The sequence below is a fragment of the Streptomyces milbemycinicus genome (assembly GCF_002154605.1).
Classification (GTDB): Bacteria; Actinomycetota; Actinomycetes; order Streptomycetales; family Streptomycetaceae; genus Streptomyces; species Streptomyces milbemycinicus.
Genome location: NZ_MUNE01000892.1, coordinates 1 through 1,076 on the forward strand (window position 1 = coordinate 1; position 1,076 = coordinate 1,076).

1 protein-coding gene is annotated in these 1,076 nt (G+C 77.0%); it reads left to right on the forward strand.

The genetic code is table 11. The features are described 5' to 3' along the window. A partial coding sequence (locus CCN51_RS48415) for a P1 family peptidase (protein WP_425444803.1) occupies positions 1–1,076 on the forward strand: 1,076 nt, incomplete at both ends.

Below are 1,076 nucleotides of genomic sequence, written 5' to 3' on the forward strand. Positions count from 1 at the left end.
GACCCGCCCGCCCCGGCCGGGTCGACGCCCTGACAGATGTACCCGGGCTGCGCGTCGGCCATGCGCAGCGGACCGATGGCGGATGGCTCACCGGCACAACCGTCGTACTGGCCCCCGAAGGAGGTGCGATCGCCGCGGTCGATGTCCGGGGCGGCGGCCCCGGCACCCGCGAGACCGACGCCCTCGATCCGCGCAATCTCGTCCAGCGTGTCGATGCCGTCGTGCTGACCGGCGGCAGCGCGTTCGGGCTGGACGCCGCCTCCGGAGTGGCCGCTTGGCTGGAGGAGCGGGGCCGCGGCTTCCGGGTCGGCCCCGACCCGGCCCAGGTGGTGCCGGTCGTACCGACCGCCGCCCTCTTCGACCTCGGGCGCGGGGGCGACTGGCGGGCCCGGCCGGACGCCCCGCTGGGGCGCGAGGCCATCGATGCCGCGGCCGGTACGGACATGGGCGCGCCGGTCGCGCAGGGCAGTGTGGGGGCCGGCACGGGCGCGGTGGCGGGCGGCGTCAAGGGAGGCATCGGATCGGCGAGCGTGGTCCTGCCGTCCGGGATCACCGTGGCCGCCCTGGCGGCGGTCAACGCGGCGGGCTCGGTGGTCGATCCGCTGACGGGCGCGCTGTACGGGGAGTGGTTCGGCGAACCGTACGAGCCGTACGAGCGGGATGAGTTGGCGCGGGGCGGCGGCCGGGCGCGGCGTCCCGGCGAGGCAGAACACGCCAGGGCGCAGCGTCGACTGGCCGCCGCGCGGGCCGAGTCGGAGCGGCGTTCGGCGGCCTCCGTGCGGCCCCCGCTGAACACCACGTTGGCGGTGGTCGCCACGGACGCGGTGCTCAGCCGCGCCCAGGCGCACAAGCTCGCGGGCACGGCGCACGACGGCCTGGCGCGCGCGGTGCGGCCGGTGCATCTGCTGTCCGATGGCGACACGGTCTTCGCCCTGGCGACGGGCGACCGCCCGCTCGTGCCCGAGGGCGCCGACGGCGGGCAGGACCCGGCGTTCGGGGTGCATATGGAGGCCGGGGCGCTCAACGAACTGTTGGCCGCAGGGGCGGATGTGCTGACGCGGGCGGTGGTCAAGGGG